General features: G+C 64.7%; 19 protein-coding genes and 1 pseudogene. 12 read left to right on the top strand and 8 right to left on the bottom strand.

Going from position 1 to position 26,668, the window contains the following annotated elements:
• Positions 1 to 3: 3 nt before the first annotated feature.
• The 4 genes from glgC to U5A82_RS10670 form a co-directional block, all read right to left on the bottom strand.
• Positions 4 to 1,263 (bottom strand): glucose-1-phosphate adenylyltransferase, encoded by a 1,260-nt coding sequence (gene glgC, locus U5A82_RS10685; protein ID WP_326290752.1) that lies wholly within the window; start codon positions 1,261 to 1,263, stop codon positions 4 to 6.
• Between the two features lie 49 nt (positions 1,264 to 1,312).
• The gene (gene glgB / locus U5A82_RS10680) at positions 1,313 to 3,472 is read right to left on the bottom strand and encodes a 1,4-alpha-glucan branching protein GlgB (protein WP_326290750.1); all 2,160 of its coding nucleotides are present in this window, start codon (positions 3,470 to 3,472) and stop codon (positions 1,313 to 1,315) included.
• Between the two features lie 20 nt (positions 3,473 to 3,492).
• On the bottom strand, positions 3,493 to 5,961 hold the full coding sequence (locus U5A82_RS10675; protein ID WP_326290749.1) for a glycogen/starch/alpha-glucan phosphorylase: 2,469 nt from the start codon (positions 5,959 to 5,961) through the stop codon (positions 3,493 to 3,495).
• Between the two features lie 108 nt (positions 5,962 to 6,069).
• Positions 6,070 to 7,269 (bottom strand): serine hydrolase domain-containing protein, encoded by a 1,200-nt coding sequence (locus U5A82_RS10670; RefSeq protein WP_326290747.1) that lies wholly within the window; start codon positions 7,267 to 7,269, stop codon positions 6,070 to 6,072.
• Positions 7,270 to 7,404: 135 nt separating this feature from the next.
• Between U5A82_RS10670 and U5A82_RS10665 the strand changes: the two are divergent.
• The 4 genes and pseudogenes from U5A82_RS10665 (at position 7,405) to U5A82_RS10650 (ending at position 14,654) form a co-directional block, all read left to right on the top strand.
• Positions 7,405 to 7,916, top strand: a pseudogene (locus U5A82_RS10665) (RNA polymerase sigma factor).
• A gap of 55 nt (positions 7,917 to 7,971) precedes the next feature.
• The gene (locus tag U5A82_RS10660) at positions 7,972 to 8,895 is read left to right on the top strand and encodes a FecR family protein (RefSeq protein ID WP_326292906.1); all 924 of its coding nucleotides are present in this window, start codon (positions 7,972 to 7,974) and stop codon (positions 8,893 to 8,895) included.
• Positions 8,896 to 8,899: 4 nt separating this feature from the next.
• Complete coding sequence (locus U5A82_RS10655) at positions 8,900 to 11,347, top strand: TonB-dependent receptor (protein ID WP_326290745.1); 2,448 nt, start codon at positions 8,900 to 8,902, stop codon at positions 11,345 to 11,347.
• Between the two features lie 97 nt (positions 11,348 to 11,444).
• Complete coding sequence (locus U5A82_RS10650; protein WP_326290743.1) at positions 11,445 to 14,654, top strand: autotransporter domain-containing protein; 3,210 nt, start codon at positions 11,445 to 11,447, stop codon at positions 14,652 to 14,654.
• Between the two features lie 378 nt (positions 14,655 to 15,032).
• Here the strand turns inward: U5A82_RS10650 and gatB are convergent, their stop codons facing one another.
• The 3 genes from gatB to gatC form a co-directional block, all read right to left on the bottom strand.
• On the bottom strand, positions 15,033 to 16,538 hold the full coding sequence (gatB, locus tag U5A82_RS10645) for an Asp-tRNA(Asn)/Glu-tRNA(Gln) amidotransferase subunit GatB (protein WP_326290741.1): 1,506 nt from the start codon (positions 16,536 to 16,538) through the stop codon (positions 15,033 to 15,035).
• A 1-nt stretch (position 16,539) separates the two neighbouring features.
• A complete protein-coding gene (gatA, locus tag U5A82_RS10640; protein ID WP_326290739.1) occupies positions 16,540 to 18,024 on the bottom strand; it encodes an Asp-tRNA(Asn)/Glu-tRNA(Gln) amidotransferase subunit GatA in 1,485 nt (494 codons plus the stop codon).
• A gap of 100 nt (positions 18,025 to 18,124) precedes the next feature.
• Positions 18,125 to 18,412, bottom strand: coding sequence for an Asp-tRNA(Asn)/Glu-tRNA(Gln) amidotransferase subunit GatC (gatC, locus tag U5A82_RS10635; protein ID WP_326290737.1), 288 nt, complete (start codon positions 18,410 to 18,412; stop codon positions 18,125 to 18,127).
• Positions 18,413 to 18,539: 127 nt separating this feature from the next.
• Between gatC and U5A82_RS10630 the strand changes: the two genes are divergently transcribed.
• From U5A82_RS10630 to U5A82_RS10620, 3 genes are all read left to right on the top strand, one after another.
• The gene (locus U5A82_RS10630; RefSeq protein WP_326290736.1) at positions 18,540 to 19,658 is read left to right on the top strand and encodes a DUF3089 domain-containing protein; all 1,119 of its coding nucleotides are present in this window, start codon (positions 18,540 to 18,542) and stop codon (positions 19,656 to 19,658) included.
• Between the two features lie 32 nt (positions 19,659 to 19,690).
• On the top strand, positions 19,691 to 20,164 hold the full coding sequence (ruvX, locus tag U5A82_RS10625) for a Holliday junction resolvase RuvX (protein ID WP_326290734.1): 474 nt from the start codon (positions 19,691 to 19,693) through the stop codon (positions 20,162 to 20,164).
• A 97-nt stretch (positions 20,165 to 20,261) separates the two neighbouring features.
• Complete coding sequence (locus U5A82_RS10620; protein WP_326290733.1) at positions 20,262 to 20,663, top strand: Rap1a/Tai family immunity protein; 402 nt, start codon at positions 20,262 to 20,264, stop codon at positions 20,661 to 20,663.
• A gap of 53 nt (positions 20,664 to 20,716) precedes the next feature.
• Here U5A82_RS10620 and serB read toward each other — a convergent pair whose 3' ends face one another.
• Entirely contained in the window at positions 20,717 to 21,604 is an 888-nt protein-coding gene (gene serB, locus U5A82_RS10615) for a phosphoserine phosphatase SerB (protein WP_326290731.1), read from the bottom strand.
• Between serB and miaA the strand changes: the two genes are divergently transcribed.
• The 5 genes from miaA (at position 21,603) to ilvC (ending at position 26,502) form a co-directional block, all read left to right on the top strand.
• Positions 21,603 to 22,547 (top strand): tRNA (adenosine(37)-N6)-dimethylallyltransferase MiaA, encoded by a 945-nt coding sequence (gene miaA / locus U5A82_RS10610; RefSeq protein ID WP_326290729.1) that lies wholly within the window; start codon positions 21,603 to 21,605, stop codon positions 22,545 to 22,547. The genes serB and miaA overlap by 2 nt on opposite strands.
• Positions 22,548 to 22,650: 103 nt before the next feature.
• Entirely contained in the window at positions 22,651 to 24,402 is a 1,752-nt protein-coding gene (locus U5A82_RS10605; protein ID WP_326290727.1) for an acetolactate synthase 3 large subunit, read from the top strand.
• 10 nt (positions 24,403 to 24,412) lie between these two features.
• Entirely contained in the window at positions 24,413 to 24,772 is a 360-nt protein-coding gene (locus U5A82_RS10600) for a hypothetical protein (RefSeq protein WP_326290725.1), read from the top strand.
• Positions 24,772 to 25,287: an acetolactate synthase small subunit gene (gene ilvN, locus U5A82_RS10595; protein WP_326290724.1), complete on the top strand. Its 516-nt coding sequence runs from the start codon at positions 24,772 to 24,774 to the stop codon at positions 25,285 to 25,287. Before U5A82_RS10600 ends, ilvN begins: the two co-directional genes overlap by 1 nt.
• A 195-nt stretch (positions 25,288 to 25,482) precedes the next feature.
• Complete coding sequence (gene ilvC, locus U5A82_RS10590; RefSeq protein ID WP_326290723.1) at positions 25,483 to 26,502, top strand: ketol-acid reductoisomerase; 1,020 nt, start codon at positions 25,483 to 25,485, stop codon at positions 26,500 to 26,502.
• Positions 26,503 to 26,668: the final 166 nt, after the last annotated feature.

Here is a 26,668-nt window from a genome sequence, read left to right as displayed (position 1 = left end):
GGATCAGGCCTCCAGACGGTCGATCATGGGCTGCGTCACCAGACAGATGCCACTGTCGGTCAGGCGGAACCGCTGCGCGTCATGCACCGGATCTTCGCCGATGATGAGGCCGGGTGGAATGATGATCCCCGAATCCAGCACGCATCTGTGCAACCGCGCGCCCCGCCCGATCTCGCAATTGGGCATGATCACGCTTTCGGTGACGGACGAGAAGCTGTGCGTCTTGACCCCGGAAAACAACAGGCTGCGATCAAGTGAGGAGCCGGACACGATGCATCCTCCCGCCACCAGCGATGACGTGGCCGACCCGCGGCGGCCGTCTTCATTATGGACAAACTTGGCGGGCGGCGTCACCTCCGAATAGGTCCAGAGCGGCCAGCTGCGATCGTAGAGGTCGAGCGACGGCACCACGTCGGTCAGGTCGATACTGGCCTGCCAATAGGCGTCGATCGTCCCGACGTCCCGCCAATAGGGGACCAGTTCGCTTTCGGCGCGGACGCAACTGCTGGAAAAGCGATGCGCCACCGCTTTGCCGTGCTTGACGATATGGGGGATGATATCGCCGCCGAAATCGCGCTTGCTGATCAGGTCGTCCGCGTCGCGGCGCAACTGTTCGATCAGGAAACGGGTCTGGAACACGTAGATGCCCATCGACGCCAGCGCCATGTCGGGCTGGCCCGGGATGCCCGGCGGGTTCATGGGCTTTTCGATGAAGGCGGTGATCACGTCCTTCTCGTCCACATGCATGACGCCAAAGCCAACCGCTTCCATGCGCGGCACCTCCAGGCAGCCGACAGTGACGTCCGCGCCGCTATCGACATGCTGTTGCAGCATCAGCTCATAGTCCATCTTGTAGACATGATCGCCCGCCAGGATGACCATATATTCGGGCGCATAGCTTTCGATGATGTCGATATTCTGGAACACGGCGTCGGCCGTCCCTTCATACCACTGGCTTTCCGACACGCGCTGGCTGGCGGGCAGGATGTCGAAACTTTCATTGCGTTCCGGGCGCAGGAAGTTCCAGCCGCGCTGCAAATGGCGGATCAGCGAGTGCGCCTTATATTGCGTTGCCACGCCGATGCGGCGGATGCCGCTGTTGAGCGCATTGGACAGCGCGAAATCGATGATCCGCGCCTTGCCGCCGAAATGGACGGCGGGTTTGGCGCGCTTGTCGGTCAGTTCCGCCAGCCGACTGCCCCGTCCGCCCGCCAGGACATAGGCCATGGCGTCACGCGCGATCGGCTGATATTTGCTCTGCATTGCGCCTCTCCTATATGCGCCCGCGTTTCGTCGCATGCGCCGTCATTGATCAATAATCCAGTTCCAGCATCAGGGTTGCGAAGGGCGGAATGGTGATGTTCGCCCAACCTTCCTCATCCGCCTGCACCACGCCCATATTGCCCACGCCGCTGCCGCCGTAATCGGCCGCGTCGCTGTTCAATATCTCGCGCCACAACCCGCCCGATGGCAGGCGCATGCGATATCCGTGCCGCAATATCGGCGTGAAATGGCTGATGACGACGATCGGCCGGACGCCCGGCGCGCGTCGCTGCCACGCGAAGATGGAATCCCCGGCAGCATCGGCCAGCACCCATTCGAACCCTTCCCCCTCGCAATCGCGCGCATGTAGCGCAGGGCGCGCACGGTAGAGCCGGTTGAGGTCCCCCACCAGCCTCTGCACCCCCAGATGCGGGCCATGGTCGAGCAGATTCCAGTCGAGCGAACGCTCTTCGCTCCATTCGCCGCGCTGGGCGAACTCCTGCCCCATGAACAGAAGCTTCTTGCCGGGATAGCCCCACATGAAGCCATAATAGGCCCGCAGCGTCGCGAATTTCTGCCAGTCGTCGCCCGGCATCTTGTGCAGGAGCGACCCCTTGCCATGCACCACTTCGTCATGACTGAGCGCCAGCACGAAATTTTCGCTGAAGGCGTAGACCAGGCCGAAGGTGATGTCGTCATGATGATGGGCGCGATGCACCGGGTCACGCTGTAGGTAACGCAACGTGTCGTGCATAAAACCCATATTCCATTTGAAGCCGAAGCCCAGCCCGCCGCTATGGACCGGCTGCGATACGCCGGGCCAGCTGGTCGATTCCTCCGCGATGGTCATGATGCCGGGATGCGCGCCGTAAATCGCCTTGTTCATCTGCTGGAGGAAGGCGACGGCCTCTACATTCTCCCGGCCGCCATGGTCGTTGGGAATCCATTCCCCGGCCTTGCGCGAATAATCGAGGTAGAGCATCGATGCGACCGCATCCACCCGCAGCCCGTCGATATGATAGCGCTCCGCCCAGAACAGCGCGTTGTTCACCAGGAACTGCGCCACTTCGCGCCGCCCGAAATTATAGATGGCCGTGTTCCAGTCGGGGTGGAAGCCCTTGCGCGGATCGGCATGTTCGTACAGCGCCGTGCCGTCGAAATGCGCCAGGCCATGTTCGTCGGTCGGAAAATGCGCCGGCACCCAGTCCAGAATGACGCCCACCCCCGCCCGGTGCGCCCCGTCCACGAAGCGCGCGAACCCGGCCGGATCACCGAAGCGCGCGGTCGGCGCATACAGCCCCAGCGTCTGATATCCCCAGCTGGGATCATAGGGATATTCGCTGATCGGCAGAAATTCGATATGGGTAAATCCCATCCCCACCACATAGGGGATCAGCCGGTTGGCCAGTTCGTCCCAGCTCAGGAAATCGCCATGGTCGTCATGCTGCCACGATCCGGCATGCACTTCGTAGATCGATACGGGCTGGCGACGCGCATCGACCGTTCGCCAATGGTCGCGGTGCCGGTCGTCGCCCCAGGCCTGATCGATCGGCGCGGCGACGATCGACGCGGTGGAGGGGCGCAATTCGCTCTGGAAGGCGTAAGGGTCGGCCTTGAGCGGCAGGCGCACGCCATCTGCGCCGATGATCTCATATTTATACGCGCTGCCCGGTCCGACCTCCGGCAGGAAGACCTCCCACACCCCCGCATCGGCGCGATGGCGCATCAGCCCGCGACGGCCGTCCCAACGGTTGAAGTCGCCGACCACCGACACGCGCCGAGCATTGGGTGCCCAGACCGCGAAATGCGTGCCGGCAACGCCCTCATGCGTCATCGCATGCGCGCCCAGCTTGTCGAACAGGCGGTCGTGCGATCCTTCCGACAGAAAATGGTCGTCCATCGGCCCCAGCACCGGGCCAAAGCTATAAGGATCGATCAGCGCATAATGCCCACCGTCGCCAAAGGTGGCGACATAGCGGAGCGGCTGGCGCTTGCGGATCTTCACCTTGCCGAAAAACAGCCCGTCGCCATGGATCTGCGCCAGGTCGCCGACGGGCTTACCATCCAACGTCTGCGCGATCACGCTGACCGTTTCGGGCAGCAATAGGCAGGCGGTGAAGCCTTTTTCAGCCGGATGCACGCCCAGCGTGGCGAAAGGATCGTCGTCCAGGCCCTTGACCAGCCGATCGATCTGCTCCGGCGTCGGCACGGCCTATCTCCTCTTCCGGATCATGATGCGATCTTCCAGATGTCGGCCGCATATTCACGGATCGTGCGGTCGGACGAGAACCAGCCCATGCGCGCCACATTGTGGATCGCCTTGCTCGCCCAGACCGACTGGTCCTGCCACAAGGCGTCGACCCGGCGCTGCGCGGCGGAATAGCTGTCGAAATCGGCCGCGACCATGAACCAGTCATGGTCATATATGCCCTGCACTAGCCCCTTGTACCGGTCTGGATCGTCGGGTGAAAAGACGCCACTGGCAATGGCGTTTAGCGCCTGGCTCAATTCCCGACTTTGCCCGATCACCTCGCGCGGAACATAGCCCTTCGCGCGCCGGTCGTTCACGTCCTGCGCGGTCAGGCCGAAGATCACGATATTCTCTTCGCCCACATGATCGCGCATCTCGACATTCGCGCCATCCAGCGTGCCGATGGTCAGCGCGCCGTTGACCGCGAATTTCATGTTGCCGGTGCCCGACGCTTCCATGCCCGCCGTCGAAATCTGTTCCGACAGGTCGGCCGCCGGAATCATCACTTCGGCCATGGAGACATTATAGTTGGGCACGAATTGCAGTTTGAGCAGCCCCTGCACCGCCGGATCGTGATTGACCGCGCGGGCCACGTCACCGGTCAGTTTGATGATCAGTTTGGCATTGTGGTAACTGGACGCCGCCTTCCCGCCGAACAGCTTGACGCGCGGCACCCAGTCCTTTTCCGGGTGCGATCGGATCTGGTCGTACAGCGCCACCGCTTCCACGATGTTGAGCAGCTGCCGCTTATATTCGTGGATGCGCTTGATCTGGATGTCGAACAGCGCCGCCGGGTCGATCCGGGCATTCACGCGGGCGCGCAACAGGTTGGACAGTTCGACCTTGTTCGCGCGCTTCACCGCGACGAATTTCTCCTGAAACGCACTGTCGTCGGCAAAAGCGTCCAGGTCGCGCAAGGCTTCGGGATCGTCCAGGAAACGGTCGCCGATCGCTTCGCGGATCAGGCCGGTCAGCCCCGGATTGCACTGCATCAGCCAGCGGCGGAAGGTGACGCCGTTGGTCTTGTTGTTGATCCGCGTGGGATAGAGCGTGTGCAGGTCGGCGAAGACCGTGACCTTCATCAAATCGGTGTGCAGCGCCGACACGCCGTTGACGCTATGCGACCCGGCGAAGGCCAGATTGCCCATGCGCACCCGCCGCTCGCCGCCTTCGTCGATCAGCGATATCGCACCGATCGCCCCGTCATCGAACTGGCCGGATTTGCGCGCCTCGCCCAGAAGCTTGCTGTTGATCGCATAGACGATCTGCATGTGCCGGGGCAGCAGCCGTTCGAACAAGGGCACGGGCCAGCTTTCCAGCGCTTCGGGCAGCAGCGTATGGTTGGTATAGCTGAACGTGCGGCGCGTAATGTCCCAGGCTTCGCTGAAATCGATGCCATGATCGTCCAGCAGCACGCGCATCAGTTCCGCCACAGCGACCGCGGGATGGGTGTCGTTGAGCTGGATCGCCGCCTTGTCCGGCAGAGTGCGCACATCGCCGAAATATTGGATATGCCGACGCACGATGTCCTGCAGCGAGGCGGAGGAGAAGAAATATTCCTGCCGCAACCGCAATTCCTGGCCCGCAGGCGAAGAGTCGGCAGGATAGAGGACACGCGTCAGCGCTTCGGCCCGGTTGCTTTCGGACAGCGCGCCGATGTGATCGCCCGCATTGAACTTGTCGAGCAGGATGGGGTCGATCGGCTGCGCTTCCCATAGCCGCAGCGTATTGATCCGCTTGCCGCGCCAGCCCGCGATCGGCGTGTCATAGGGCGTGGCGATGACGCGCTCGGCGGGACGCCAGCGCATCTGGTGCGGCCCTGCGTCCTTACCCTCGGCCGGGTCGACGCGCCCGCCAAAGCCGATCTCGTAGCTTGCCTCGCGCCGCTCGAACTCCCACGGATTGCCGTGCGCCAGCCAGTTTTCGGGCAGTTCCACCTGCCAGCCGTCGCTGATTTCCTGCCGGAACATGCCGTTCACATAGCGGATGCCATAGCCATAGGCGGGCACGTCCACCGTCGCCATGCTTTCCATGAAGCAGGCGGCCAGACGGCCAAGGCCGCCATTGCCCAGTGCAGCGTCAGGTTCCAGCGCGGCGATGACGTCGATGTCGACGCCCAGCAACGCGAGCGCAGCCTGCATATCGTCCAGCATTTCCATGTTGGACGCCGCATCGCGCATCAACCGGCCGATCAGGAACTCCAGGCTCAGATAATAGACCCGCCGCCCTTCTTCCTCATAGGTTTTCTGGGTGGAGGTGATCCACGCGTCGATCACCCGGTCGCGGATCGCCAGGATGACGGCATGCAGCCAGTCGTGCGGCTTGGCCGCCACCGCATTCTTGCCGATGCGATAGGTCAGCCGCTCGACGATCTCATGCGCCAGGGCTTCCGGGTCCACCTGCCGCGGCGCTGGCTTGGGAAGCTTGGTCTGGCCGTCGAGATTCATGGCGCGTTCCCCCTGATGAGTCACCGCGATGATGGCACAGCGCCCCACGCCATGCCATCGCCATTTTTGCGGTGCAGCAATAACTTGCGGCCCGCGATTTCGATCCGCCTACCCTTTGCGACGGGTGATGATCGCGTCCGCGACGCCCTGCCGCAACATGGCGCGGATGGGATAGGTGCTGGACGGAAGATGCTGGGTCATGAAGATACCGATCAGCCGTTCAACCGGGTCGATCCAGAAGTAGGTCGAGAAAACGCCACCCCAATAATATTGCTGGGTGTCGAGGCCCATGGCGAAGCCCAGGCCGAAACCGACGCCCTGATAGTCCGCTTCGCTGAACATCGCGCTGGACATGGACGACAGATCGCCACCGCCCGGCAACTGGTTGCTCCGCATCTGCGCGACCGTGTTTTCCGACAGGAGCCGTACGCCATCCAGTTCTCCGCCGCGCAGCAGCATCCGCGCAAAGCGATGATAGTCCGCCATCGAGGACACCAGCCCGCCGCCACCCGACTGGAACCGGTCGGTCCATCGCCACCCGCTGCGCGCACCAAAATCGGCGACGCTAATCCTGCCCGTCTCGTCCAGCCGCCACGCGTCGGTCAGCCGGTCGGCCTTGTCATCGGCCAGCGCGAACGTCGTATCGACCATGGCGAGGGGATCGAAGATGCGGCGGCGAAACACGCTTTCCAGGTCCAGACCGCTCAGCCGCTCCACCACCACACCCAGCACATCGGTCGCCACCGAATAATTCCACCGCTCGCCCGGCGAGAATTCCAGCGGCAGGGTGGCCAGGTCGGCGATGAACCGGTCGGACGTCCGCTTTTGCTTGAAGTCGTCCAGTCCCATCTCGCGGTAGCGGGCATCGATCGCCGTCTGGCGCTGCAATCCATAGCTGAGGCCTGATGTGTGGCGCAGCAGGTCGATCATCAGCATGGGCCGCTTGAGACGCGCCGCGCCGTCCAGCCCGACGCGCAGATCGGCAAATTCGGGAATGACGTCCGTCACCGGCGTGTCGAGCGTGACTTGCCCCGCCTCCACCAACATCATGAAGGCAACCGACGTAACGGGCTTTGTCATCGACGCAATCCGGAACAACGCGTCGGCGCGCAGTGGCTCGCCGGTCGCCCGCGCCTGTCCGCGCGTCACCGACAGCAACGGCTGTTCATCGCGCGAGAGCAGCAATTGCATATGCGGCAGCTTGCCCGTGGCCACGTAAGTGGCGTCGATAGAACCCGCCAGCGCGTCCAGCCGGTCAGGGTCCATTCCCGCCGTCCGGCATGCCGCCCCGTCGATTCCATCCACCATGCCGCCTGTCGCTCCATCAACCGTGCCCCCCGCTAACCCAGCGGCACGGACAGGTAAACAGCTTGGGCGTTGCCAAGACCCCACCGCCCCCTCTATGGCAACGCGCCAGACCCTTTGACTGGACGCAAGACAGGCATGGCCACCGGCCTCACCGCAATCTTCATGGCCAACCGCGCCGCATTGTTGCGCTTCGTCCGCGCGCGCGGCGCCGGGGACGATGCCGAAGATTTGCTCCAGGACATGTGGATGAAACTGGAGGCCAAGGATCTGGGCCCGGTGTCCGATCCCTTGCCCTATCTCTATCGCATGGCGAACAACCTGATGCTGGACCGCTATCGTTCCGCCACGCGGCGCGAACGGCGGGAACAGGATTGGGCGGAGGGCGCGGGCGGCGTGATGGCCGACCCGACGGACGATGTCGCCGTGGACGATCGCATGATCCTGAACGAAGCGCTGGACGAAGCGCGCGCCGTGCTGCGCGAGCTTGCCCCCGCGTCGAACTGGTGTTCCGCCGCTTCCGGATCGAGGGCGTGGGGCAGCGCGTCATTGCCGAGGAACTGGGCATCAGCCTGACCACGGTGGAGAAGGATTTGCAGAAGGCCTATCGGGCCATGCTGGCGCTCAAGCAGAAAATGGATACGGCATGAGCGGGTCGGCGGCGTCAGCTTCCGTAAGGGGCATAAAATGAACGGGGCTGAAGCCATGATCAACGAGGAGGCGCTGGGCTGGGTCATCCGCACGCGCGATCCCGATTTTGTCGATTGGGACGGCTTCACGGCATGGCTGGAGACGGATGCCCAACATGCGTCCGCCTATGACGCGTTGATGCTGGCGGACAGCGAGTTGGACAGTATCACGCCGGTTCAGCCCGTGGCCATGCCGGTGGCGGCGAACGATCCGGGCGTGGCATCGCGTCGGCCTTTCCGCTGGATTGCTGGCGGCGCGGTGGCGGCCGTCCTCGTCGCAACTGTCTCACTTGCTGTTTTCAATCGCAGCGACATCTACACCGTCACCACGAAACCCGGCGAAATCCGGATGATCGCGCTGGACGACGGCACGAAGGTCGAACTCAATGGCGGCACGACCATGCGCTTCGATCGCAAGGATGCGCGCTTCGCCGCGCTCGATGCGGGCGAGGCCGCCTTCACGGTGCGCCATGACGAAGCCAACCCGTTCCGCGTCACCGTGGGCGACGCCGTGTTCGAGGATGCGGGCACCGTTTTCAACATCGTCCATACTAACGCCGCGACGCGCATCGGCGTTTCGGAAGGCAAGGTGATCTATAACCCGCAGGCCGAAGCGATTGCGTTGCCCGCCGGGCGCGCCCTGGCCGACGACGCGCAAGGGTTGCGCGTCATGGATATCGCGCCAGCTTCCGTCGCAAGCTGGCGTCAGGGGCAGCTGAGCTACGCCAACGCACCCGTCACGCAGGTGGCCGAAGACGCCGCCCGATCGCTGGGCCTGACCGTGCGTTTCACGCCGCAGGCGCAGGCGATGCGCTTTACCGGCACGATCCGGCTGGATCGCGATCCGGTTCGCTTCTTCGCGCAGGCTGCGCCGCTGATGGGATTGACCGCCACGCGTCAGGGCGACGGATGGCTGTTGCAGGAAGAGCCGAAGCAATAGGGGAATGGGCCGCAGAGCTGATCTCTTCATCGTCACCGCCTCCATCATCGCCGTCGCCACAGCGATAGCGACGCCCGCTTGTGCGGCGGAAAGACAGGATATCAGCATCGCCCCGGGACGGCTGGGCGAGGCGGTGATCGCACTCGGCCGTCAAACCGGCGCCAGCATCGGCATGTCGGACCAATCGCTTGCCGCGATCCGCACCCCCGCCATTCGGGGACGCTTGAGCGCGGAAGCGGTGCTGCGCCGGTTGCTCAAAGGCACCGGCGCGAGGGCGCAGCGGATCGGCGGCAATGGCTGGCGCATCGTCCGCACCCTGCCCGCGCCCTCTTCGCCCTCCGCCGCGTCCGCCCCGATCCCCGCCGCGCCCTTGCCCGAGCAGCCGCCTGCTCAGATCGTGGTCACAGCGTCCAAGCGCGACACGCCCCTGCCCCGCTATGCCGGGATGGTCGAAGCGCTCGATGGCAGCCTGTTCACGACCGCGGAGGCTTCGGGCGGCACCGCCACCCTGTTGTCGCGCGTCGCGAGCCTGAGTTCCACCCATGCCGGTGCGGGCCGCAACAAGCTGTTCATCCGCGCCATCGCGGATTCGGGTGTCGCCGGGCCGACCCAGGCGACCACCGGCCAATATCTGGGCGACATGCGGCTCAACTATGCCGCGCCCGACCCCGACCTCAAACTCTATGATGTCGGCCGGGTCGAGGTGCTGGAGGGACCGCAGGGTACGCTCTATGGGGCGGGATCGCTGGGCGGCATCATCCACCTCATGCCCAACCCGCCCAATCTGGGCGCATATGGCGGGCAGATATCCGCGGGTCTGTCCGCGACCCAGCATGGCGATCCGGGCGGCGACCTGTCCGCCACGCTCAACCTGCCGATCGTGCCGGAAAAGCTGGCGTTGCGCATCGTGGGCTATAGTGTGCGTGACGGCGGCTATATCGATGACGTCCATCGCGACAGGCAGGATGTCAACCGGACCGGCACCTATGGCGGCCGCGCCGCGCTGCGCTTCGCGCCGGGGGACGACTGGACCATCGACTTGACCGGCGTCTATCAGCATATCCACGGCGACGACGCCCAATATGCGGCCCGGTCGGTCGGACGGCTGGAACGGGCGTCCGCCGTCGCCCAGCCCTATTATGCCGACTATCTGCTGGGCAATCTGCGGATCGAACGGCAGTGGGACAGCCTGCGCTTCGTGTCGTCCACCGGCTATGTCCGCAACATCCTGGCCGAAAGCTACGACGCGACCCAGGCGAACAGCCCGCCCGCCCTCTTCCGTCAGCGTAACAGGGTGGATATCTTCTCCACCGAAAACCGGCTGGTGCGCGATCTGGACAATGGGCTGGGCTGGATATTGGGCGCATCCTATCTGCGCAGCACGTCGGACCTCAAACGATCGCTGACATCCTATGGCGCGGCGGCGTTCCAGCCCGCCATCATTCCCGGCGTGCCGATGTTCGGACGTGGCATGGCGGCGTCGGCCACCGGGGTGCGCAACATGGTCCAGGAAGCGACGCTGTTCGGCGAAGCCTCCTTCGAACCGGTCAAGGGGCTGGTCGCGACCTTCGGCGGTCGCCTGACAAACAGCCGCCTGTCGGGCCGTGCGCTCGATCCCGTCGCCGCCCTGTCCAACATCGAACTCGCCCGGGCCGAAGCGCAGGCCGACCGCAGCGAGACGATCTTCTTGCCGTCCGCTTCGCTGCTGACCGACGCCATTCCCGACCTGACGCTCTATGCCCGTTTCCAGCAGGGCTTCCGTCCCGGCGGGCTGGCCGTCGACGACCAGCGGGTGCGGCGGTTCCAGAACGACCGCGTGTCCACGGCGGAGATCGGCGCGCGCAAGGGCGTGCCGGGACGCGATGCGATCGCCTTCAGCGCCAATGTCGCCTATACCGACTGGCGCAATATCCAAGCCGACGTCACCGACCGGATCGGCCTGCCCACCACCGCCAATATCGGCGACGGGCGCATCTACACGGTGGAGGGGCGCGTGGTCGTGCGGGCGACACGGGCGCTGACACTGGATGGCAGCGTCATCTATAATGACAGCCGCCTGACCCAGCCCGCCGCCTTCGTGCGCGCTTTGTCCTATGAGGGGCGCTCGCTCGGCCTGCCCAATGTCGCGGACCTGAGTGGCCGGGTGGCGCTCGATTATCGCGCGTCGCTGGGCGACGCCATGCAGTTCCACCTGTCCGGCTCCGCCCGCTATGTCGGCAAGTCCCGGCTAGGGGTCGGGCCGATCCTGGGCCAGAGCCAGGGCGACTATGTCGACACCAGCCTGTCCGCCAGTATCACGCGCGGCCCTGTGCAATATTCGCTGTCGCTGACCAACCTGTTCGACAGCGACGGCAACCGTTTTTCGCTGGGCACGCCGTTCGACCTGCGTACCGATTATTATACGCCGTTGCGGCCCCGCACCGTGCGCTTCGGGATCGATTTCGCTTTCTGATCAAGCCTTTGTCGTATTTTCGTGACGGAAGCCGGGAACCGGCACCGTCCCTTTGCGACGCGCGCACATCAATAGCGCGGTACGCAGAGGAGACATCATGCGACATCTACTGGCCTGCACGGCGATCGCGCCCGTGCTGGCGGCCCTTACCATGGCCGACGCGGCGGCGGAAACCACCATCGCCACCGCCACCACCGTTCCCGTCAGAACATCCATTGTCGCCAATGGGGCAAGGGACGACATCACGATCAGTTCCGCCGGATCGATCACGCTGACCGGCGGCACGGCGGTGACGGCGGACAGCAGCAACAAAGTGTCGAACGCGGGCACCATCACCATCAACGACGCCGACACTGTGACCGGCATCCTGGTCGCCCCCGGCACCAGCGGCGACATCACCAACAGCGGCACCATCACGCTGACGGAAAATTACACCGCGACCGATACGGACAATGACGGCGATGTGGACGGCCCCTTCGCCAAGGGGACGAACAAGAAGGGCATCTGGGTCCAGTCGGGTGCGGGCCATAGCGGCAGCATCGTCCATAGCGGCACCATCACGATTGAGGGCAACCAGTCGGCAGCTATCCGCCTGGACGGCGCGCTGGCGGGCAATCTGTCGACCAGCGGCACGACCAATGTCGTCGGCGACAACAGCTATGGCGTGCTGGCCAACGCCGTGACCGGCAACGTCACCCTGCGCGGGACGACGACGGCCGTGGGCAAGGACAGCATCGGCGCAGCCCTGCTGGGCGACATCAACGGCGCGCTCAAGATTCAGGGCGGCATCACCACCACCGGCTACCGCACCACCACCCGTCCCAGCGACGTATCGAAGCTGGACTCGGACGACCTGCTCCAGGGCGGATCGGCCGTCGTCATCGCCGGCAACGTGACCGGCGGCATAATCTTCGACGTGCCGCCGACACCGAGCACTACGGACACCGACGTCGACAAGGACGGCTTGCCCGACGCCACCGAAGGCAGCGCGGCGATCGCGACCTATGGATCGGCGGCGGCTGTCCAGATCGGCGCGGCCGACCGCGACACGAGCATCGGTGCGGTCGCGGCGGGCAATACGGGCTATGGCCTTATCGTCAACGGCAGCATCGCGGGCTACGGCGTCTATGACGGCGTCAACGCCAACGGCCTGGTCATCGGCGGACTGGGCGGCGCCGTGTCGATCGCCAGGGGCGTGCAGGTGGCGGGCACGATCGCGGCGGCGTCCTACGACAGCACCGCCACCGCCCTGCGGATCGGGTCCGGCACCACGGCCAGTGCGATCGACATCAGCGGCACGGTCGCCGCCGCCGGATCCGTGAAGGACGGCACCGTCGCCCGCGGCCTGGTGATCGACGCGGGTGCATCGACCCGCGCCATCACCGTCGGCGGCACGGTCGCCGCCACGGCGGGCAGCAGCGACAAGGGCGCAGCCACCGCGATCCTCAATTCGTCGGGCACCCTGTCCAGCCTGGCGAACAGCGGCACCATCAGCGCGTCGGGCGGCAAGGCCGGATCGAATGTCGCCATCGACCTGAGCGCCAACACGGGCGGCGTCACGCTGACGCAGGCGCTGGCGTCGACAACGGCCAAGGCCCCGTCCATAGTGGGCGACATCCGCCTGGGTTCGGGCAACGACGCCCTCGCCGTATCGGCCGGCACGATCAACGGCAATCTCAGCTTGGGCTCCGGCAATGACAGCGTCGCGCTGTCCGGCACGTCCAGCCTGGCGGGCAACATCGCCTTCGGGTCCGGCACCAACAGCCTGACCCTGGCGGACACGGCCAGGGTCAGCGGCACGCTCGATTTCGGCGGCGGCGCGGGCGCGTTGACGCTGGGCGGCACATCTTCCCTCACCGGCACGATCGCCAATGGCGGCAATGTCGCCGTGGCGCTGAACGGCGGCACATTGAACGCTACCAACACCGGATCGGTGGCGCTGGGTTCGCTCTCCGCCAGCGGTACGTCCACGCTGGGCGTCAGCATAAACGCGGCGAACAAGACCAGCACCGTCTATACCGTCGCGGGCGCGGCCAGCTTCGCCAGCGGATCGCAGGTGAAGGTGAACCTGACCAATGTCGGGGGATCGGCGGGCGACTATGTCATCGTGCGCGCCGGATCGCTCAGCGGATCGCCGACGCTTGCCACCGCCACGCTGCTGCCCTACATGTTCAAGGGCAATGTGGCGGGCAACAGCAGCGCGGGCACCGTCACCCTGTCCATCGCGGCGAAGACCGTGTCGGAACTGGGGCTGAGTGGATCGACCGCCAGTGCCTATCCGGCGATCTTCAACGCGCTGGACAATGACGCTGCCGTCGCCAACGCCTATCTGGCGATCAACGACGGATCGACGCTGACAGCCAATCTGCGCCAGATGCTGCCCGACCATGCCGGTGGCACGTTCGAAGCGGTCACGTCGGGATCGCGGGCCACCGCCCGCATTCTGTCCGACCCCAATGGCATCTATCGCACGGCGGACGGACGCCTGGGCTTCTGGCTGCAACAGGTGGGCTTCGGCAGCGCCAAGAGCGTGGGCAGCACCGCGTCCTACGACATCACCGGCTGGGGCGCTGGGGGTGGCGCCGAATATCTGAGCGACATCGGCGCGTTCGGCGGTTCCTTCGCCTATATCCATGGCAGCGACAGCAATGGCAGTTCCAACAATGCGGTCGATTCCGACCAGTTCGAACTGGCGGCGCACTGGCGCGGGCAATGGGGTCCGCTCCAGGGCTTCGCCCGCCTGTCGGCCGCCCATGTCAAGTTCGACGGCAGCCGCCATTTCGAATCCGGCGATGTCGTGCGCACCGCCAATGGCGATTGGACCGGCAAGCTCTACTCCGCGACGGCTGGTGCCTCCTACCAGATCCAGATGGGTCGCTTCGGCCTGCGTCCGGCGGTCGGCATCGATTATTACCGGCTCAAGGAAGACGGCTATAGCGAAAGCGGCGGGGGCGACGCGTTCAACCTGACCGTACTCGGCCGGACCAGTGATGAACTGACCGCCAATGGCACGGTGACGGCGGGCTACGACTTTGGCAGCCTGAACAAGGAAGATGGCTGGCTCCGCCTGGAACTGGAAGGCGGCCGTCGCCAGATCGTGGGCGGATCGCTGGGCGACACGACCGCCTTTTTCAAGGGCGGCGAACGCTTCACTCTGGTGTCGGAAGAGCGCACCAACGGCTGGACCGGCCGCGCCCGCCTCTATGGCGGCACCGACACTTTCCGGGTCGGCGGCGAGTTCGGCGCGGAGGAACAACAAAATCACGTCGCCATATCATTTAGGGCGACGGTAAACTTCGTCCTGTGACGTCTTGAATGTGAAAGGACGGGCCACCCCACTGACCCCTCCCGGTCCGTCCTTTCCACTCCGGCGCATATCCCTCCCCAAGGGTGCCGGACAGTAAAGAGGGGCGTCGCTGGTCCCCCCGGCGGCGCCCCTTATTTATGTGGACACAGCAACACGCTGTCCCCCATGTGCATGCCCCACAGCTATTCAGGCTGTCGGCGCCTTTCGCGCTGTTCCCCGGCGCAGGCCGGGGTCCAGTTCGGACCTCGCAAACTGGACCCCGGCCTGCGCCGGGAACAGCATATTACTCCCGGTCAGCCAAGCGATACACCCACACGAAAAAGGGAGCGGCCCGATTGAGCCGCTCCCCTTTTTCCTTCCTATCGATGACGCAGCAACTCAGCCAGCCAGCGCCTTCTTCACCAGTTCATTGACGACCTGCGGATTGGCCTTGCCCTGCATCGCCTTCATCGTCTGCCCTACGAAGAAGCCGAACAGCGCTTCCTTGCCGCCGCGATACTGCTCGACCTTGTCGCCATTGTCCGCCAGCACCTTGGCCACCGCCGCCTCGATCGCGCCGGTATCTGAGGTCTGCTTCAGGCCCTTTTCCTCGACGATCTTGGCCGGCTTGTCGCCGGTTTCGAGCATGATCTCGAACACCTGCTTGGCGATCGTGCCGCTGATCGTGCCATCGGCGACCAGCGCCAGCAGTTCCGCGCCATCGGTCGGGCCGACCGGGCTGCTGTCCAGCGTCTTGCCCAACCGGTTGAGCGCGCCATAGAGTTCCGACAGCAGCCAGTTGGCCGACGCCTTGGCGACGTCGCTTTCACTCTTGCCCTGGATGCGCGCGGCTTCCGCCACCAGCGTCTCGAACCAGCGCGCCGTATCGGCGTCGGCGGTCAGCGTCGCGGCGTTGTAGGCGGACAGGCCCAACGCCTGCTCATACCGCTTGCGCTTCACGTCGGGCAGTTCGGGCAGCGACGCGCGGCATGCTTCCAGAAACGCGTCGTCCAGTTCCAGCGGCAACAGGTCGGGATCGGGGAAGTAGCGATAGTCGTGCGCATCCTCCTTCGACCGCATCGACCGCGTTTCGTTGCGGTCAGGGTCGTAGAGGCGCGTTTCCTGCACGATCTTGCCACCCGCCTCCAGCACGTCGACCTGGCGGTTCGCTTCATGCTCGACCACGGCCATGACGAAGCGCACCGAATTGACGTTCTTCGTTTCCGTGCGCGTCCCAAACTCTGCGCCCGGCTTGCGGACCGACACGTTCACGTCGGCGCGCATCGACCCCTGGTCCATATTGCCGTCGCACGATCCGACATAGCGCAGGATCGTGCGCAGCTTCGCCAGATAAGCGCCTGCTTCGGCGGGCGAGCGCATGTCCGGCTTCGACACGATCTCCATCAGCGCCACGCCCGACCGGTTGAGGTCGACATAGGAACTGGTGGGATGCTGGTCGTGCATCAGCTTGCCCGCATCCTGCTCGACATGGATGCGCTCGACGCCGATCACCTTGGTGCTGGTTTCCGGGTTCTTCTCATCCAGCACGATCTCGATCTGCCCTTCGCCCACGATCGGGTGATAGAGCTGGCTGATCTGATAGCCCTGCGGCAGATCGGCGTAGAAATAGTTCTTGCGATCGAACCGCGACCATTTGTTGATCTGCGCGTCGATCGCCATGCCGGTGCGCACTGCCTGACGGATGCATTCCTGGTTCGGCACGGGCAACATGCCGGGCATGGCCGCATCGACCAGGCTGACCTGCGTGTTCGGTTCCGCGCCGAACGCCGTGGCCGCGCCCGAAAACAGCTTGGCGTTCGAGGTCACCTGCGCATGGACTTCCAGGCCGATCACGACCTCCCACTCGCCGGTTGCGCCCTGGATGCGATAGGTTGATTCAGTCATATTACCACCACTTGTCCGGGCGCGCGTTGAAACCGGCGCGTTCCTCGATTGCCAGGCCCGCGTTCAGCACGGTCTGTTCGTCCAGCGCCTTGCCGATGATCTGGAGGCCGATCGGCAGCCCGGCCGAATCCAGCCCGCCCGGCACCGCCATCGCGGGCAGCCCGGCCAGGGAAGCGGGAACCGTGAAGACGTCGTTCAGATACATGGCGAGCGGATCGTCCTGCTTCTGGCCCAGCGCGAAGGACGCGCTCGGCGCGGTCGGCGTCAGCAGCAGGTCGCATTTTTCGAAGGCCTGCTCGAAATCGCGCGCGATCAGCGCCCGAACCTTCTGCGCCTGCGTATAATAGGCGTCGTAGAAACCTGCCGACAGCACATAGGTGCCGATCATGATGCGGCGCTTGACCTCCGGCCCGAACCCGGCGGCGCGGGTCGCGGCATACATGTCCTGCAAACCGGCCCCATCGGGCAGGTCGCGCTGGCCGTACCGCACGCCGTCATAGCGGGCGAGGTTGGACGACGCTTCGGCAGGCGCGATGATATAATAGGTCGGCAGCGCATATTGGGTATGCGGCAGCGACACGTCGACCACCTCCGCGCCCGCATCCTGCAACCAGGCGATACCGCGATCCCACATCGCGGAGATTTCGGCGTTCAGCCCATCGGGACGATATTCCCTGGGAATACCGACCCTCTTGCCCTTGAGATCGCTCGACAGATGGGCTTCCCACCGGGGCACTTCCAGATCGAGCGAGGTCGAATCCTTGGGATCGAAGCCCGACATCACCTCCAGCAGGATCGCATTGTCGCGCACGGTGCGCGCCATTGGCCCCGCCTGGTCGAGGGAGGAGGCGAACGCCACGATGCCCCAGCGCGAGCAGCGGCCATAGGTCGGCTTGATGCCGCTGATGCCGGTGAAGGCGGCAGGCTGGCGGATGGAACCGCCGGTATCGGTGCCGGTCGCTGCCGGGCACAGCCGCGCGGCGATGGCGGACGAAGACCCGCCCGAAGAGCCACCCGGCGCGAGCGCGGCATTGCCGCCGTCCTTGCGCCGCCAGGGCGAGATCACATTGCCATAATAGCTCGTCTCGTTGGACGATCCCATGGCGAACTGATCCAGGTTCAGCTTGCCCAGCATCCCCGCGCCCGCCGCCCACAGCTTGCCCGACACGGTCGATTCATAGGTCGGCACGAAACCTTCCAGCATGTGCGACGCGGCGGTGGTCTGTGTGCCTTCGGTGCAGAACAAATCCTTCATGCCGATCGGCACGCCGGCCAGCGCGCCGAGCGTGTCGCCAGCGGCTTTCGCGCTGTCGGCGGCATCGGCGGCGGCCAGCGCCTTGTCCGGCGTTTCCACGATGAAGGCGTTCAGCGCCTTGGCGGCGGCGACGTTGGCGTTGAACGCGCTCGCCACTTCGCGCGCCGAAAAATCGCCCGCGCGGAAGCCGTCGCGGATTTCGGCTACGGTAAGATCAGTAAGGTTGGTCATGCCCCAAATTCCGTTCGCCCTGAGCCTGTCGAAGGGCTGCTCTTTATGTCAAGAAAGGACTGGGCTTCGACAAGCTCAGCCCGAACGGTGAGAGTGATGATCACTCAATCACCTTGGGCACCGCGAAAAAGCCATGTTCGGCCTGCGGCGCATTGGCCAGCACCTTGTCACGCACATTGCCGTCGGTGACGATGTCCTGACGCAGGCGTTGGTGGTTGGGGATGACGGCGGTCATCGGCTCTACGCCGGTGACATCCACCTCGCCCAGTTGCTCCACCCAGCCAAGGATGTTGTTAAGTTCGGGCACCATCGCTTCGGCTTCGGCATCGGTCACCGAAATGCGCGAAAGGCTGGCGATCTTTTTCACGGTCTGAAGGTCTATCGACATGGCTTGCCGCTAGCACCCGCTCCGGCCCGCTTCAACCCGTTTCGCGCCTCTTGCGCCCACTCTTCCCTTGCGCCAGACAGGACGCCGCAAAAGGGGGCATGATCGCGCCCCGATACGGAGAGCAAGGGTGGCCCGCAAATTCCTCTATGTCATCGCGGCTCTGGTCGTGCTGGTGATCGCGGCGCTGCTCGCCTACCGCGTCTGGGGCATGCAGCTCATCCGCCTGGTGATGGTCCCGCGCGAAGCCTTCACCCAGCTGCCGCCCCTGCCCGCCAACGCCTATGACAGCGCCGCCATGTGGGTGGCCCGGCCGGACATCGTGAAGGACAATGTCGCGCTGTGGACGCCCGCAGGCGTGACCACGCCCGCGACGGGGCAGAAGGCCGCCATCTTCTTCATCCACCCGACCAGCTACATCACCACCTTCGGCGACGCGCACTGGAACGCCCGGATCGGGGACAAGGACGCGGACGCCACCGCCCGCCGCTTCGTCATGGGGCAGGCCAGCGCCTTCAACGCCGCAGGCGCCGTCTGGGCGCCGCGCTATCGCCAGGCCAATTACGGTGCCTTCCTGACCGACAAGCCCGCGGGCGACCAGGCGCTGGCGGTGGCCTATCGCGACGTGACCCAGGCCTTCGCTGCCTTCCTGAAAGCCAATCCCACCGGTCCGCTGATCCTGGCCGGTCATAGCCAGGGGTCGCGCCACCTGCTGCAACTGCTGCGCGAACAGGTGGCGGGGAAGCCCGTGGCCGACCGGATCGCCGCCGTCTATGCGGTCGGCTGGCCGGTGTCGGTGGAGGCGGACCTGCCTGCGCTCGGCCTGCCGGCCTGCGCGCGGCAGGATCAGGCGCACTGCATCGTCAGCTGGCAAAGCTATGCCGAACCGGCCGATCCGTCCGCCGTGGTCGAAAGTTTCGAGCGCAAGACCGGCTATACCGGCCAGCCGCGCAAGGGCACGCACATGCTCTGCACCAACCCGATCACCGGCGCGTTCAACGGCGCGGCCCCGGCCAGCGCGAACAAGGGTACGCTCGATGCGCGCGAGCAGGGCCAGCCGCCCAAGCTGCTGACCGGCATCGTGCCCGCGCGCTGCGACACCAGCGGCGTACTGATGATCGGGGAGCCGGTCGACATGGGGCCTTTCACCCTGCCCGGCAACAATTACCATGTTTACGACTACAGCCTCTTCTGGGGCAATGTGCGTGAGGATGCGCAGAAAAGACTGGCGGCCTTTACGAAGAAGTGACTCCGGTCCGAAGACATGGCAGGGCACGGCCCATGACATTGGTAACAACGGATCGCGCCATTTTCCGCGCGGCGCTCCCCGAAGGCGGGCGGCTGATCGGCATGGACGTCGGCACGAAGACGATCGGCCTGGCGCTGTGCGACGCCGAATGGTCGATCGCCAGCCCCGCCTATACGGTGACGCGCGGCAAGTTTAGCAAGGACAAGATCGGCCTCGCCGCCTTCATGACGCAGCAGAATGTGAAGGGAATCGTCATCGGCCTGCCGCTGAACCTGGACGGCACCAACAGCCCGCGCAGCCAGTCGAGCCGCGCCTTCGCCCATAATGTCGCGGATCTGGGGTGCCCGGTGCTGCTGTGGGACGAACGCTGGTCGACGCAGGCGGTCACCCGCACCCTGCTGGAAGCCGACGCCAGCCGCGCGCGTCGTGACGAACTGGTCGACAAGCTGGCCGCCAGCTACATATTGCAGGGCGCGATCGATGGGCTTGTCGCGGGGATGGAATGACGCCGTCCTGGCCGAAACCCGTTCGTCATGCCCGCGCAGGCTGGGATCTCAGGCGGCGGAGCGCCATCGACTGAGACAAGATGGAGAGTCTTTGAACATGCGCCCCAAACATCTGTCCTACTTTGCATTGGCCGCAGCCGCGCTCATCCCCGCCACCGCCAACGCCGGTTTCTACTCCGGCGACGAACTCTACGCCGTCTGCACGACCGACAAGGACAGCAAGGATTATTTCGAGAAAAGCTATGAATGCGTCGGCTATATCAGCGGCGCGGTCGATGCGTTCAACACGACGCGGGAGGCCAATAAGCTGAAAAGCTGCATCCCCGGCGACGTGACGATCAACAAGCTGCGCACCGTCACGGTCGATTATCTGGGCAACAACCCGATCGACCGCAAGCAGTCCGCCTCCTCCCAGGTCTTTGCCGCGACGCGCAAGGCCTGGCCCTGTTCCACGCCCAAGGCGGCGGTGAAGAAGAAGGCGAGCAGGAAGAAGCGATAGGCTTGAATGGGCACGGACAGGCGTAGCGCTTTTGGGCTGGAAGCAGGCAGCGGTCAGTGCTGAGCCTCCCTAACCCATTGCGACGACGGGATGCCCTGCGCGTAGAGCAGCACCGACAGATCGCCGTGGACGATTTCGGCAGCCGCCGCTTCGCGCGTCTTGGGCTTGGCATGATAGGCGACGCCCAGGCCCGCGCCTTCGATCATCGGAATGTCGTTCGCGCCGTCGCCCACCGCCAATGTCAGTGCGCGATCGATCCCGCCTGCGATCGACGCCTCCAGTTCGGTCCGCTTGCGCGCGGCGTCCACGATCGGCGTGGTTACGGTACCCAGCAATGCGCCATCGGCGATTTCCAGCACATTGGCGATATGGGCGTCGAAGCCGATCTCCGCCGCCACCGGCCCGGTGAAGCGGGTGAAGCCGCCCGACACCAGCAGGGTCTTCGCCCCGCGCGCCTTCATCGTGCGGACCAGCGCCTTTGCCCCGCCCATGATGACGACCCGTTCTGCGCGACACTGGTCGATGGCGCTATCGGGCAAGCCTTTCAGCAGCGCGACCCGGCCGTGCAGCGCCCCTTCGAAATCCAGTTCGCCGCGCATCGCCCGCTCGGTGATCTCGGCGATCTGCGGCTTGATCCCGGCATAGTCGGCCAGTTCGTCGATGCACTCGACGGTAATCATGGTCGAGTCCATGTCGGCGATCAGCAGCTTTTTCTCGCGATTGGCGACGGGCTGGACGATGACGTCCACTGTCTCAGCCACGCCATTCAGCGCAGCGCGGGCCGCGACCGGATCGGCGGCGAAGAACAAGTCTGCGGCCTTGCCTTCCTCCAGCCATGCCGTCTTGCCCGGCTGGCAACCGGCGTCGCGCAATCGATCGGTGGCCTGCGCAATATCCCCCTGCCCGATCGAGCCACTTGCCACTAAGGTCGCGACGAACATGCACACTCCTGAACCATCTTCGGGCGAATCCCGCCCGCGCGTCGCGCTTATTGCCGGGCCGACCGCCAGCGGCAAGAGCGCGCTGGCCATTGCGCTGGCCAAGGCGACGGGCGGCGTCGTCATCAATGCCGACGCCAGCCAGGTCTATGCCGACCTCGCCATCCTGTCTGCCCGCCCCTCAGCGCAAGAGATGGGCGATGTCCCCCATCGCCTCTTCGGCCATATCGACGGGGCGGAGGCCTGCACCGCACCGCGCTGGGCGGCCGAGGCGAAGGCGCAGATCGCCGCCGCCCATGATGCGGGTCGCCTGCCGGTGCTGGTCGGCGGCACCGGCCTTTATATCCGTACGCTACTGGACGGCATCGCCCCGGTGCCGGAGATCGATCCCGACATTCGCGCCACCGTCCGCGCGCTGCCGGTGGCCGACGCCCATGCCGCCCTGACCCGCGAAGACCCGGAGGCCGCCGCCCGCCTTGCGCCTGCCGACACCACCCGCGTCGCCCGCGCGCTGGAGGTGGTGCGGTCGACCGGCCGACCGCTCAAACAATGGCAGCAGCATAAGGCGGGCGGCATCGCCGATCGGATCGCCCTCGCCCCCCTGATCCTGCGCCCGCCGCGCGACTGGCTCATCGAACGCTGCGACCGGCGCTTCGCCCAGATGATGGCGAGCGGCGCGATCGAGGAAGTGGCGCAGCTCCTGACCCGCAAGCTCCATCCCGACCTGCCGGTCATGCGTGCGATCGGCGTGCCGGACATCGCTGCGTTCATCAAAGGAGACAGCGAGTTGGACAGTTGCATCGCATCGGGCAGCCTGGCGACCCGCCAATATGCCAAGCGCCAATATACCTGGTTCACCAACCAGCCGCCGCCATCCTGGCCCCGCGAAGATCGCGCAATTGATGCCAAAATCATCGATGAATTAGCAATTAAATTACAACAATAGTGGGTTGACCAGTCATTTTATGTCCTCTAGAGGCTGCCACCTTGCTATCGCAGGTGCGCTGTCGCAAAGGACGTGCCCTGCATCATGAAAGAAGGATTTTATCGTGGCCGAAAAGAGCGGCGCGGACATATTGGTCGAATGCCTGATGGATCTCGGGGTCGAGGTCGTGTTCGGCTATCCCGGCGGCGCGGTGCTGCCGATCTATGACGCGCTCTACAATCATCCCACGATCCGCCACGTGCTGGTCCGCCACGAACAGGGCGCGACCCACATGGCGGAGGGCTATGCCCGCTCGACCGGCAAGCCCGGCGTCGTGCTGGTCACGTCCGGTCCGGGCGCGACCAATGCCGTCACCGGCATCACCGACGCCTTGCTCGATTCGATCCCCATGGTCGTCATCACGGGCCAGGTGCCCACGCAACTGATTGGCACCGACGCGTTCCAGGAAGCGGACACGATCGGCATCACGCGCCACTGCACCAAGCATAATTATCTGGTGAAGACCCCCGGCCGCCTGGCCGAGGTCGTGCATGAAGCGTTCCACATCGCCACCACCGGCCGTCCCGGCCCGGTCGTCATCGACATTCCCAAGAATGTCCAGATCGCGACCGCGCCCTATGCCAAGCCGGAACTCAAGGTCCACGCCAGCTATCATCCGCAGACGAAGGCGGACGCGAGCGCGATCGACGCGGCGGTCGAGATGCTGGCCGCGGCCGAGCGCCCGATCCTCTATACCGGCGGCGGCGTCATCAACTCCGGCCCGCAGGCGAGCGCCTTGCTGCGCGAACTGGCGGCGCTGACTGGCGCGCCCGTCACCTCGACCCTGATGGGCCTGGGCGCCTTCCCTGCATCGTCCGACCAGTGGCTGGGCATGCTGGGCATGCACGGCACCTATGAAGCCAATTGGGCGATGAACCAGGCGGACCTGATCCTGTGCGTCGGCGCGCGTTTCGACGATCGCGTCACCGGCCGGCTCGACGCCTTCGCGCCCAACAGCCGCAAGATCCACATCGATATCGATCGCAGCTCGATCAACAAGATCGTGGATGTCGACGTGCCCGTCGTCGCCGACATCGCCAGCGCGCTGGACGACATGATTGCTCTGTGGAAGCAGCGCAATCACCAGAAGGTCGACCTGACCGACTGGTGGTCGCGGATGGAAGGGTGGCGCGCGCGCAAGAGCCTGGACTATGCCGAAAACGGTGTCGAGATCATGCCCCAGCGCGCGATCGCGGACCTTTATGCGGCGACGAAGGCGACCGGCAAGGATGTCATCATCACCACCGAAGTGGGCCAGCACCAGATGTGGGCGGCGCAGCATTTCGGCTTCGACGCGCCCAACAAATGGCTGACGTCGGGCGGCCTTGGCACCATGGGCTATGGCTTCCCGGCCGCCATCGGCGCACAGATGGGCAATCCCGACAGCATCACCATCTGCATCGCGGGCGACGCGTCGATCCAGATGAATATCCAGGAAATGGGGACGGCCAGCCAGTATCGCCTGCCGGTCAAGATCTTCATCCTGAACAATGAATATATGGGCATGGTCCGCCAGTGGCAGGAACTGACCTATGAAAGCCGCTATTCCAACAGCTATTCCGACAGCCTGCCCGATTTCGTGAAACTGGGCGAAGCCTATGGCTGGACGGGCATCCGGATCGAGGAACCTGCGGATCTGGAAGCCGGCATCCAGCAGATGCTGGACACCGACGGACCGGTCATCGTGGACTGCCGCGTCGCGAAACTGTCCAACTGCTTCCCGATGATCCCGTCGGGCGCGGCCCATACCGACATGATGCTCGATCCCAACCAGATCGCAGGCGTGATGTCGGACGAAGCCAAGGCGCTCGTATGATGGCCGTCCTGTGACGCAGCATCTCAAGCTCCGCATCCATGTGACGGAGCCGTGGGATTTCGAGAGGAATGCGGGCAGCGCCGAGCTGACCGGCTGGACCATAGACCATGCCGACCCGGACAATGAGGAATGGGAAGTGCATCTGGACCATGGGTTCGACTTTAACGGGCGGCATATCGGCACATTGCTGCTCGGCCCCCGCTATGTCGGCGAACATCTTGCCCGGGTGTTCGACACGGTGACGGGCCTGCCCGTGCGCGTGGCCCACGCCCAGGACGGCGGCTGGCACTATGCCTTTACCGCCATGATTTCGCAGCGCCATGACGATAGGGACGGGCGCGCAGATACGGATAACGGAAGCAGCATCTGATGCATATTCAGGAAGAACTCAGCCAGCGGCACGTCCTGTCGCTGACCGTGTCGAACGAGGCGGGCATATTGGCGCGGATCGCGGGCCTGTTCACCGCGCGCGGCTATAATATCGACAGCCTGACCGTGGCGGACATCACGCAGGATCATGGCGTCAGCCGCATCACCATCGTCACCAACGGTCCGCCCAAGGTGATCGACCAGATCATCGCGCAGCTCGACCGGCTGGTGCCGGTGCACAAGGTCACCGACCTGACCGAGGCCGGCCCCTTCGTGGAGCGCGAACTGGCGCTGGTGAAGGTCGCGGGCATCGGTGAAGACCGGATCGAGGCGCTCCGCCTGGCGGACGTATTCCGCGCCAAGGTGGTCGACACGACGATCGAAAGCTTCATCTTCGAAATCACCGGCACGACCGAGAAGATCGACAATTTCGTGGGCCTGATGCGCCAGATCGGCCTGGTCGAAGTCGGCCGCACCGGCGTGGTCGGCCTGATCCGGGGCAAGGAAGCGAACTAAGCATTTTCCCTCTCCCCTTGGGGGAGAGGTAGCGAGACTTGGCAGCGTGCTGCCTAGTCGCAGCTAGGTGAGGGGGCGTTGTGCCACTCGACCCCTCTCCAACTTCATCTAGGACCGGCTCCGCCGGCCCGAGATTTCGTATCCTCCCCCCTCTCCGGGGGAGGGAGCTATTGGACGGTTCGAGGAAAAACACTCATGAAGGTTTATTACGATCACGACGCAGACATCGGCCTGATCAAGGGCAAGAAGGTCGCCATTCTGGGTTACGGTTCGCAGGGTCACGCCCATGCGCAGAACCTGCGCGACAGCGGCGTCGCCGAAGTCGCCATTGCGCTCCGCGCCGGTTCGCCGTCCGCCAAGAAGGCCGAGGGCGCAGGCTTCAAGGTGCTGCCGAACGCCGAAGCCGCCGCATGGGCCGACGTGCTCATGATCCTGGCGCCCGACGAGCATCAGGCCGCCATCTATGCCGACGACATCCACGCCAATCTGCGCCCCGGCGCGGCGCTGGCCTTCGCCCATGGCCTGAACGTCCATTTCGGCCTGATCGAAACCCGCAAGGACGTGGACGTCATCATGATCGCGCCCAAGGGTCCGGGCCACACCGTGCGCGGCGAATATGTGAAGGGCGGCGGCGTGCCCTGCCTGATCGCGATCCATCAGGACGCGACCGGCAACGCGCATGACATCGCCCTGTCCTATGCGTCGGGCGTTGGCGGCGGCCGCAGCGGCATCATCGAAACCAACTTCCGCGAGGAATGCGAAACCGACCTGTTCGGCGAACAGGCCGTGCTGTGCGGCGGCGCGACCGCGCTGGTCCAGGCCGGTTTCGAAACGCTGGTCGAAGCCGGCTATGCGCCGGAAATGGCCTATTTCGAATGCTTGCACGAACTCAAGCTGATCGTCGACCTGATGTATGAAGGCGGCATCGCCAACATGCGCTATTCGATCAGCAACACCGCCGAATATGGCGATATCAAGACCGGCCCGCGCATCATCACCGAAGAAACGAAGAAAGAAATGAAGCGCGTATTGGCCGACATCCAGTCGGGCCGCTTCGTCAAGGACTTCGTCCTCGACAACCGCGCCGGTCAGCCGGAGCTCAAGGCCAGCCGCATCGCCGCCAAGCGTCATCCGATCGAGGAAACCGGCGCCAAGCTGCGCGCCATGATGCCCTGGATCGGCGCCAACAAGCTGGTGGATCAGGAAAAGAACTGACCCTTCTTCACCCCTTCCTTGAAAAAGAAGGGCAATCGCATTTGATTTTTTACTATCTCTTCAACGTCATCCTGAACGTGTTTCAGGATCCATCGCGCCCCAAAAGCCGCCGTCTGTGACGAAAAATGGATGCTGAAACAAGTTCGGCACGACGACGTGGGATAAG

Source organism: Sphingobium sp. CR2-8 (assembly GCF_035818615.1).
GTDB lineage: Bacteria > Pseudomonadota > Alphaproteobacteria > Sphingomonadales > Sphingomonadaceae > Sphingobium.
This window is presented reverse-complemented; position numbering and strand designations above follow the sequence as displayed.

What these genes read in the sequence shown, in the direction of transcription:
- U5A82_RS10670 (WP_326290747.1), bottom strand. Translation starts at nt 7,269, where the DNA reads ATGGTGGATGGAATCGACGGGGCGGCATGCCGGACGGCGGGAATGGAC.
- U5A82_RS10660 (WP_326292906.1), top strand. Translation starts at nt 7,972, where the DNA reads ATGATCAACGAGGAGGCGCTGGGCTGGGTCATCCGCACGCGCGATCCC.
- ilvC (WP_326290723.1), top strand. Translation starts at nt 25,483, where the DNA reads ATGAAGGTTTATTACGATCACGACGCAGACATCGGCCTGATCAAGGGC.
- U5A82_RS10675 (WP_326290749.1), bottom strand. Translation starts at nt 5,961, where the DNA reads ATGAATCTCGACGGCCAGACCAAGCTTCCCAAGCCAGCGCCGCGGCAG.
- U5A82_RS10650 (WP_326290743.1), top strand. Translation starts at nt 11,445, where the DNA reads ATGCGACATCTACTGGCCTGCACGGCGATCGCGCCCGTGCTGGCGGCC.
- glgC (WP_326290752.1), bottom strand. Translation starts at nt 1,263, where the DNA reads ATGCAGAGCAAATATCAGCCGATCGCGCGTGACGCCATGGCCTATGTC.
- U5A82_RS10655 (WP_326290745.1), top strand. Translation starts at nt 8,900, where the DNA reads ATGGGCCGCAGAGCTGATCTCTTCATCGTCACCGCCTCCATCATCGCC.
- ruvX (WP_326290734.1), top strand. Translation starts at nt 19,691, where the DNA reads ATGACATTGGTAACAACGGATCGCGCCATTTTCCGCGCGGCGCTCCCC.
- U5A82_RS10620 (WP_326290733.1), top strand. Translation starts at nt 20,262, where the DNA reads ATGCGCCCCAAACATCTGTCCTACTTTGCATTGGCCGCAGCCGCGCTC.
- miaA (WP_326290729.1), top strand. Translation starts at nt 21,603, where the DNA reads ATGCACACTCCTGAACCATCTTCGGGCGAATCCCGCCCGCGCGTCGCG.
- gatA (WP_326290739.1), bottom strand. Translation starts at nt 18,024, where the DNA reads ATGACCAACCTTACTGATCTTACCGTAGCCGAAATCCGCGACGGCTTC.
- gatB (WP_326290741.1), bottom strand. Translation starts at nt 16,538, where the DNA reads ATGACTGAATCAACCTATCGCATCCAGGGCGCAACCGGCGAGTGGGAG.
- gatC (WP_326290737.1), bottom strand. Translation starts at nt 18,412, where the DNA reads ATGTCGATAGACCTTCAGACCGTGAAAAAGATCGCCAGCCTTTCGCGC.
- serB (WP_326290731.1), bottom strand. Translation starts at nt 21,604, where the DNA reads ATGTTCGTCGCGACCTTAGTGGCAAGTGGCTCGATCGGGCAGGGGGAT.
- ilvN (WP_326290724.1), top strand. Translation starts at nt 24,772, where the DNA reads ATGCATATTCAGGAAGAACTCAGCCAGCGGCACGTCCTGTCGCTGACC.